The organism is Mycobacterium sp. (genome assembly GCF_025933915.1).
Taxonomy (GTDB): domain Bacteria; phylum Actinomycetota; class Actinomycetes; order Mycobacteriales; family Mycobacteriaceae; genus Mycobacterium.
Genome location: NZ_JAICZA010000181.1, coordinates 1 through 8067, shown reverse-complemented (window position 1 = coordinate 8067; position 8067 = coordinate 1). Strand labels below are relative to the sequence as shown.

Annotated in this window: 6 protein-coding genes and 1 pseudogene; 1 reads left to right on the top strand and 6 read right to left on the bottom strand. The window is 65.3% G+C overall.

Going from position 1 to position 8067, the window contains the following annotated elements:
* Positions 1–144: 144 nt before the first annotated feature.
* The 6 genes and pseudogenes from Q0W90_RS21180 to Q0W90_RS21155 all read right to left on the bottom strand — a co-directional run.
* Positions 145–638 (bottom strand): annotated as a pseudogene (locus tag Q0W90_RS21180) (cytochrome P450); the annotation flags it as partial.
* 40 nt (positions 639–678) lie between these two features.
* Complete coding sequence (locus tag Q0W90_RS21175; RefSeq protein ID WP_297776381.1) at positions 679–1656, bottom strand: nitronate monooxygenase; 978 nt, start codon at positions 1654–1656, stop codon at positions 679–681.
* 26 nt (positions 1657–1682) lie between these two features.
* Positions 1683–2672, bottom strand: coding sequence for an alpha/beta hydrolase (locus Q0W90_RS21170; protein ID WP_297596039.1), 990 nt, complete (start codon positions 2670–2672; stop codon positions 1683–1685).
* 72 nt (positions 2673–2744) lie between these two features.
* Positions 2745–3926, bottom strand: a complete 1182-nt coding sequence (locus Q0W90_RS21165; protein ID WP_297776379.1) for an NADH:flavin oxidoreductase/NADH oxidase — start codon at positions 3924–3926, stop codon at positions 2745–2747.
* Positions 3923–4816 carry a hypothetical protein gene (locus tag Q0W90_RS21160; protein WP_297776376.1) on the bottom strand — a complete coding sequence of 298 codons (894 nt, stop codon included), beginning with the start codon at positions 4814–4816 and terminating at the stop codon, positions 3923–3925. The genes Q0W90_RS21165 and Q0W90_RS21160 overlap by 4 nt, the downstream gene beginning before the upstream one ends.
* Before the next feature lie 69 nt (positions 4817–4885).
* Entirely contained in the window at positions 4886–5617 is a 732-nt protein-coding gene (locus Q0W90_RS21155; protein ID WP_297701150.1) for an ArsR family transcriptional regulator, read from the bottom strand.
* A gap of 637 nt (positions 5618–6254) precedes the next feature.
* On the opposite strand from Q0W90_RS21155, the gene Q0W90_RS21150 reads away from it, so the two are divergent.
* Positions 6255–7130 (top strand): LLM class F420-dependent oxidoreductase, encoded by an 876-nt coding sequence (locus Q0W90_RS21150; protein WP_297776372.1) that lies wholly within the window; start codon positions 6255–6257, stop codon positions 7128–7130.
* Positions 7131–8067 lie beyond the last annotated feature (937 nt).

Here is an 8067-nt window from a genome sequence, read left to right as displayed (position 1 = left end):
TACGAGGGCCGGAGGGTGTGGGACCTATCGAAATAGGTGTTGAGAACCCTAGGGACGATTCATGCTAGTCGGCAGTCTGTAGATTCGCGGCATCAGGGCGCCTGCTAAGCGATGCCCGTGATGTTGGTGAGTCTGATGAGGCGGTTCCTTGATCGCCGGGTAGAACAGAAATCTCGCGTCGTCGGTGGGCCAGTTCGCCACGAGCGCGGCGGCCACCCGGTCCGTGTCCTCCACGTAGCCGGCGATCCGCGAGCGGGTGAACGCCCCCTGCATGATCCGTTTGTGCGCCAGGTGTTCGTCGAAGTCGAGCAGTATCAGGCCGCGCGGGAAGACGGTTCGATGGCCTTGCTCCAGCCGGAGGTCGAGTAGTCCTTGGCCTTGTTGGTGGAGATCGTCTGGGTCGCGTCGGGCCCCAAGGCGATCACCGACGGCGCCACCCGCGAGTCGGCGAAGAACACCGGCCCGTGGTCCCGGTGAGGCCGCTGCCGGCCGGCGGTTCGGTGAGCACCTTGGTCTTCCAGTTCCGGTCCAGCAGTCGCTTCTCGATCGTCCCCATGCCGGCGATGGCGTTGACCGTCGGAGTCGCCCGCCCGTTTGGCTCGGTCGATAAGGTAATGCGGGGTGCTGACGGTGGCCATCGAATCTCATCCATCTCCGTTGGGCCACACCGGATTCGGCTCAGGTGAGTATTGATGCCGCCCTGGATCGCAAGATCTGTTCGGCCTCGCCACAGATCCGTTCCAGCACTTCGGCGGCGGGACGTATCGCGTCGATCGATGCGGCGCCCTGCCCGTAGGCGATCGGATCGGTCTCCGGGTTGGGGTCGTCGACCAGGAACGGATTTTCCCCGGCCATCTCCTCGCGGCGCTGCTCCAACTCGGCTTCCCGGAGCGCCCACTCGTCGGTGAACCGGTTGCGGCGCACGCGTTCCCCGATGGAGCGCGGCCACGGCAGGCCGCTGACGATGTCGTAGGCGCGGGTGCGGATCGTGTCGGTGCCATCGGACGCGACGATGAGTTTCTTGTGCGCGTCATGGACCTCGGTCACCTCGGGGGTGGCCAGGAAGGCGGTGCCCATCACGGCTCCGTCCGCTCCGGCGGCCAGCGCACCGGCGAACGTGCGTCCGCCGCTGATGCCGCCGGCCGCGAGGAGCGGGACATCGGGATGCCGGGTGGCCACGGCGGACAGCAGCGGCAGCAACGCCATCGTCCCGGTGTGTCCACCGGCCTCGGTGCCCTGCGCGACGAGAACGTCGGTGCCGGCCTCCACCGCCAGATCCGCGTCCTCGAGTGTCTGGACCTGGCAGATCGTGCGGGCTCCGGCGGCGGCCGCCCGCCCGATCCAGGGTTTCGGGTCGCTGAAGGAGAAGACGACGGCCGGGGGCCGCGCGGCCAGGGCAGCATCGAACAGCGGCGCGCCGAAGCCCAGGAACGGGGTGATGAAGCCGACCGCGAAAGGACGATCGGTCTGAGCGCGGATCGCCGTCACCTGAGTGTCGATCCAGTCCGGTCCCTTCGGGTTCATGCCTCCGAATGAACCCAAGGCGCCCGCCGACGAGACCGTCGCGGCGATCGTCGCGCCACTGTGCATCGCCATCGGCGCGGACATGACCGGGTACCGCAGGCCGAACATCTCGGTGAATCGTGTGCGCAACATCGACTCAGATCACCTCACTAAATTTTTCAGTCTCGAAATTCGAGTTCTAGTTTCTCCGGCGTCGCACCGGCCAGGAAATCCAGCAACAGCCGGTTGATCTCCTCGGGTCGTTCCTGCTGCAGCCAGTGGCCGGCGTCCTCGATCATTACCTCGCGATAATCACCGGTGAACATCTGCCGCAGGTTCTCGTGCGGCAGATAACCGAGCACCGGGTCCGCGGTGCCTGCGACGTACAGCGAGGGCACCCCGATGGTCTGCGGCGTACCGGCGGTCAGTTCCCAGTCCCGGTCCAGGTTCCGGTACCAGTTCAGCGCACCGGTGAAGCCGGTGCGGGCGAACTCGGCGGCGTAGTGGTCGAACTCGGCGGCGCTGATCCAGTCGGGGAGGCCGTCGGGTTCGGGAAGCCGGTCGACGAAGCCCTCCGGGCCCGGGCTGAGCATCCGCAGCACGGTGGGCTGATCGTCGGTGACCTGCAGGCCGAACATGCGTCGCATGGTGGTGGCGGCGTCGGCGCCCAGATCGGCGTCGGCAGGGCCGGGCTCTTGGAAATAGAGCATGTAGAAGAAGTTGTCACCGAAGGTGTTTCGGAATGCCGCGGTGGGCGCCACGTCGCCACGCTGTTCGGGCGGCACGCTCATGCCGACGATCCCGGTCAAACGGTCCGCGTGCAATTTTCCGGCCGCCCACACCACGGGCGCGCCGAAGCCGTGGCCGACGACGAAGCCGCGCTCGGCGCCGACGTCGTCGAGCAGGCCGACCAGGTCGGCGCTCAGCGTCGTCATCGTGTAGTTGTCGCCGGTGTTCTCGGGTCGGCTGGACCCGCCGTAGCCGCGCTGGTCGGGTGCCAGCACGTGGTATCCGGCCGCGGCCAGCGCCGGGATCTGGTGGCGCCACGAGTAAGCCAGCTCGGGGAAACCGTGCGCCAGCACCACCACCGGCGCCCCGCGGTCGCCGGCTTCCAGGGTGTGCAGCACTATCCCGTTGGTCTCGATGTCGCGTTCGGTTATCGCCGTCATGTCACGACCATTCCTTCATCGCACCGGCGCCAATCATGACTTCACCCCTGTCCGATGTTTTTTTGTTCCTATTTATGTCAGGGCATTCGAGGAATGTGGTTTGTTATTCGACGGCTCGGGCCAGCCGATATTCGGTTGGAATGCGCGTGAAGCCTGCAGCCACCAGCTCCAGTCCTCCGGCAGCAGTAAGAACTCGGCTTCGACGCCGAGTTCCCGGGCGGCCCATACCGGCCAGTGCGGGTTGGCCAGTGCCGGGCGGCCGAGCAGGACCACGTCGATCTCGTCGTCGCGGATCGCCCGGTCTGCGTCGCCGGGCACACCGAGGTTCCAGCTGACCGCCACCGGGATGCCGACCTCGCGGCGGGCCCGCGCGCCGCGCTCCACCCACGCCGAGGGCTGCAGGAACAACGGATCGCGCACATCATCGGTATTGCCGCCCATCGACAAATCGATCAGATCCAGGCCATGGTCTTTGAGCCAGCCCATCACCTGCAGCGACTCCTCGAACGTCACCCCGTCGGGGTGGAAGTCATCACAGCCCAGCCGGGCGGTCAACGGCAGCCGCTCGGGCCACACCTGTCGCACCGCCTCGAGCGCCTCGAGTAGAAACCTGGCGCGGTTGGCCAGGCTGCCGCCGTAGTCGTCGGTGCGGTGATTGGCCAGCGGCGAATAGAACTGTGAGGCCAGGTAGCCGTGCGCGAAATGCAGCTCCAGCCACTGGTAGCCGGCCTGCAGGGCCCGGGCGGCGGCGTCGGCGTACTGCCGGTGTACCGCAGCGATCTCCTCGCGGGTCAGCGCATGCACCGGATAGGTCCGCTTGCCGAAACCGTAGGGAACATCCGACGGCCCCACCACCTGCCAGCCCTCCGGGTCATCCGGCGCCAGCTGACGTCCCAACTCCCCGGCCACCCACGGCTTGACCTCACTGCCGTTGCGCCCGGTATGACCCAACTGAATCCCGGGCACCGCACCCATGTCGTTGACCATCGTCGTGACCCGGGCATGGCCCTCGATCTGGTCGTCGTCGTAGATTCCGGCGCAGTGCACCGAGGTGCGGCCCTCCGGGGCGATCGCCACCTGCTCGGCGAAGATCAGCCCGAACCCGCCGGCGGCCCGCGCACCCAGATACATCACGTGGAAGTCGTTCATCTTGCCGTCCACCGACCGGTACATCGTCATCGGCGACATCCCGATCCGATTCCGCAGCGTCACATCCTTGAGGGAAAACGGACTGAACAAGTTGGCCACGGTCACGCCCGGCCCGTGTTGACCAGTGCCGCAAGGTCTTGCGGTCCGGCCGGGTAACCGCCCGCGGACTGGATCTGTGCGGACCACCCGCCCACGATGCGAAGCAGTTCGTCGAGGTCGTCGCCCAGAGCGGCAATGATCGGGGCGCATCCGTCGTCGGTGGTCACCTCGACCGCCTCTCGGGCGGTCCGTCCGCTGTCGGTGAAGGCGCCGTCGCAAATCAGCCCCCGCGACTGCAACCGCTCCTCGGCCGCATCGAGGTCCTCGTCGCTCCAGGCTCTGGTGCGCACGTAGCTGCGCGGTGGCACCCCCCAATAGAGCTCGGTGATCAGGCCGATCTCCACCGCGTCGAAACCGGCGGTGGTCCAGGCGTTGACGTGGACATCGCCGCGATATTCCCGCAGCTGGTCGGCCAACCGCCACGCGTCGGCCAGCGGCTCACCGGGCAGGCCCTGGGCGACCAAACCGGAGAACAGCGGATTGCCGGCCAGGGACAGCCGCCCGGTCGCCCGGTGCAGCAGTTCCACCGCCCGGTCGAGCCCATCCGGCGCGGCGCCGAGGATGCGCCGAAGTTGCTGCACCGCACCGTCGGTGCGGGCCGCGCAGATCGTCTGCGCGTCGGTCAGGGTCCAGCCGTAACTGACCGCCGGTATCACCGCCGCCGGGTCGAACACCCCGAAAGCCGCCGCGATCACCGCGCCGGGCACCTGACCCATCACCGAGCCGCGGCTGCAGAAATAGGCGGGGCCGTCGGGCATCTCGACTTCGCCCGCCTTGCCCGGGCTGGGGCCGAATCCCAGTGCCGCATAGCCCTGGTGGCACTCCGGGGAGAAGTACACCTGTCCGGCGAAGGGTTCAATCGCCAGAGCGAGGGCTCGAGACGGCGGGACGGTCATGCGGAATCTCCTCGGGGTGCGGCATCCGTGGTTGTGAAGGCCGTTGCGCCTTGCACTGTCGGCTCAGGGTTACCCGTCGTCGTTTCGCGTCTGCTGCCGTGCCGGTTTGCGTCCGCGGCGGGCCGGTTTCTCGGCGCCATTCCGTTGGGCACGCAGCACGACACAGCATCGGTCCTCACGCGGCGCCAACGCCGCCCGCCCGGGGCCCTCGCCGGTCGCCTCGAGCATGCCGCGGATCAGTTGCAGGTTGAGACCGCACACCAACTCGCGGTATTGGCCCGCCAGAAGATGGAAAGGACAGTTACGCAATTCGATGTCGCCATCGGCCCTCGGAGCAGGTTCGTACCCGCACACGTGCAGCGCATCGTTCATACCCTTGTCTGCCACGCTGGCGCGCCCGGCCTGGCGTGCCGCGGCCGCCAGCGCCGAGGCAACCTTTCCCGACTCGTCGGCGTCCACCGCTTCGGCGAGCAGCTTGGCTAACAATCGATAGTTGCGCGGTGGCACGCTCGCCCACAATTCCTGTTGGGTACGCGCGTATCGCTTGGCGGGACGCCCGGCCCCGGGACCAGACCGGCCGGAGGGCCGCGCATAACTCACGGCCAGGATGCCCGCCTCGGCCAGCTTGTCGAGGTGGTAGGCGGCGAGCGTGCGGCTGATGCCCACGGCTTTCGCGCTGTCGTCGCGCCCCACCGGCTCGTCACGCGAGGCGACGAATTCGTAGAGGCGGCGTCGGATGGGATCGTCCAGGCTGCTCAGCCCGGGCACGGCATCAAGGCCATCGCCTGCACTGACATCCATATAGCCAATCTAACACCAGCGGATCTTGACGAACTTGGTCAAAGGATCCAAAATCTAAAAATAATATTGCTTGATGATACACAAAGGTTGGGGTGACCGCGGCGTGTGAACACCAGACACGGCCCGCGGTCGGCCTAGTATGTTGGGTCTCTAAAAATAATGAATATTGCTCGTACAAGAGGAGTGATGGGCCAGTGGGCTCCGGGCACGAGTTCTTTGCCCTGGCACCCGTTGCCCTGGCCCCATTGGTCGCTATTGCTATCGGTTCGACCACACCGCGGGGCTCGTAGTTTTCGCGGCGGGGGAGCTCGAAAGCGTGTCGCCAACGTGTTGCCGGGGGTGTGGCTTGGCTTCCGGTGCATCGGCCGCCTTCGGCGCTGTCCAGCGGGCCGCGACGAAAACGAAGGGCAATCGTTGTGACGTTCTGGCGCACGCCGACGAAGGGGAGCGCGACACGATTCCCGTGGCCTCATCGGTGACGCTTCGCGACCGACAACTCGAGTGGGTGAACCACCGTATGCAGTCTCGCATCGAGAAGTTGCGTGACTCCAAAATCGAATGACTTCACGGCGCGCCAGCGCGGCCTTGCTGTGAGCACTGCGGCCGCCCAGCCGGAACTGAAAGGACCAGAATTCCAATGGAATTGGGCATACACTTTATCGATTATCTGCCCGGCGACCCGGCGAGGCTGAGCTCGACGTTGGCTCTGGCAGCCAAGGCCGCCGAAGACGGCGGTGCGGCGATGTTCACCGTCCAAGATCATTTCTTTCAGATGGAGCAGGTCGGACGCGCACAGGATCCTTGCCTCGAGGGCTACACGGCACTCGGGTTTTTGGCTGGGCAGACCGAGAAGATCGCGTTGGGGATGATGGTCACCGGCGTCACGTACCGCTATCCCGGAGTGCTGGCCAAAACAATCACCACCCTCGATGTCCTCTCGCGAGGCCGGTCGATATTGGGTCTCGGAGCTGCCTGGTACGAACGTGAGCACGTCGCGTTGGGCGTTCCGTATCCACCGCTAGCTCAGCGATTCGAGATGCTGGAGGAAACGCTGCAGATCTGCCGGCAGATGTGGAGCGACGACGACGGGCCCTATGTCGGCAAGCACTACCAGTTGGCCGAGACGATCTGTGAGCCGAAACCGATTCGACGCCCCCCGATCCTGATCGGCGGTGGGGGCGAGAAGAAGACGCTGCGGTTGGTGGCGCAGTACGCCGACGTGTGGAACCGCAACGGGGCGGTGCTGACATCGGACGGACTCGAGCACAAGATCGATGTGCTGGCGCGTCATTGCGACGCGGTGGGCCGTGATCCCGCCGAGATCCGGAAGACCGTAGGCGTATTTGCCGACCCTTTCCGCGACCTTGACGGATACCTCAAAATTGTCGAGCACTACATCAAGCTGGGCATCGACTTGATCCACGTAGGTCCGCTCCCCGGCGATCCGGACCCTGTCGGGTTCATTCGTCGCGTCGGGGACGAGCTGGTGCCCAGGTTAAAAGCCATCTGCTGACCGTCTATCCGCCAAATGGGCGGCTAGCAACCCATCTGAGCGCTGTCATCGAGGTCCGTCGTCACCATATCGTTGGTGCCCAGCGCCTTTCGTGTGCATGCGACGCGGCCGATCGCTCGTATTCGATGTCCGTGTGTCCGTTCTAACATGAATACATCTTGACGAATCGCACTCTGCGGATCAGACTCTAAAAGTAATCTTCATTATTGAAATATCGGTATCTTCCTCGAAGTCAGAATGTAGATGACCACTAGCCGCGAAGCCCAGATGCGATCCAAAACATTCCGTATGGGCGTGCCGGCGTCTATCGATGGTGTAACTGGCGTCGCCTACGCGCCGCCCATCGAAATCCATAAACCTGATCCCAATCCGCCCAGCCCGCTGCCTTGTGGGGTCGCGGGCATACCCCTGCATTTCACCGTCGACAACGCGGGTGCGCTCGCGCTCGTCACGTCAGATCGACCCAGCAGCGCGAGAAGTGAGTGGGTGGACCGGGTGGTTTGTCCTTCGATGCCAAGACGCGGGGCGCCAATATCGGCGTCGTCGACGGTCGGGCGTTATGAGTGCCTCTAGCGATCGCGCCCGACGTGGCGAGGGAGGAAGCAGAATGTCCGCTGAACAGATACCGGCTGAGACGCTTCGCGAAGGAATGTGGTTCAAGACTCCCGACGGGCTCACCGCGTCTGTGACCCTCATCCACATCAATGAGCCTCATAACGAGGTGGCGGTGACTTACCGCTCACCGGTGGTCTTCGGGACCCACGTCTACTCATTGGGAAGCCTGGTGCCCTTGACTTCAGCGCCGACCGCCCCGCTTCGATGAACGAACATCCTCGCCTTCTTCGACCGCTGCAGCGCCCACCGCCCAGCCTCACCGGCGCGGTCAACGATCGTGCATCGGGAACATGAGCCGCTTCCGTTCACCGGATGCGCCGTT

Coding starts and splice junctions, on each gene's coding strand:
- Q0W90_RS21150 (WP_297776372.1), top strand. CDS start 6,255: ATGGAATTGGGCATACACTTTATCGATTATCTGCCCGGCGACCCGGCG.
- Q0W90_RS21175 (WP_297776381.1), bottom strand. CDS start 1,656: ATGTTGCGCACACGATTCACCGAGATGTTCGGCCTGCGGTACCCGGTC.
- Q0W90_RS21160 (WP_297776376.1), bottom strand. CDS start 4,816: ATGACCGTCCCGCCGTCTCGAGCCCTCGCTCTGGCGATTGAACCCTTC.
- Q0W90_RS21155 (WP_297701150.1), bottom strand. CDS start 5,617: ATGGATGTCAGTGCAGGCGATGGCCTTGATGCCGTGCCCGGGCTGAGC.
- Q0W90_RS21170 (WP_297596039.1), bottom strand. CDS start 2,672: ATGACGGCGATAACCGAACGCGACATCGAGACCAACGGGATAGTGCTG.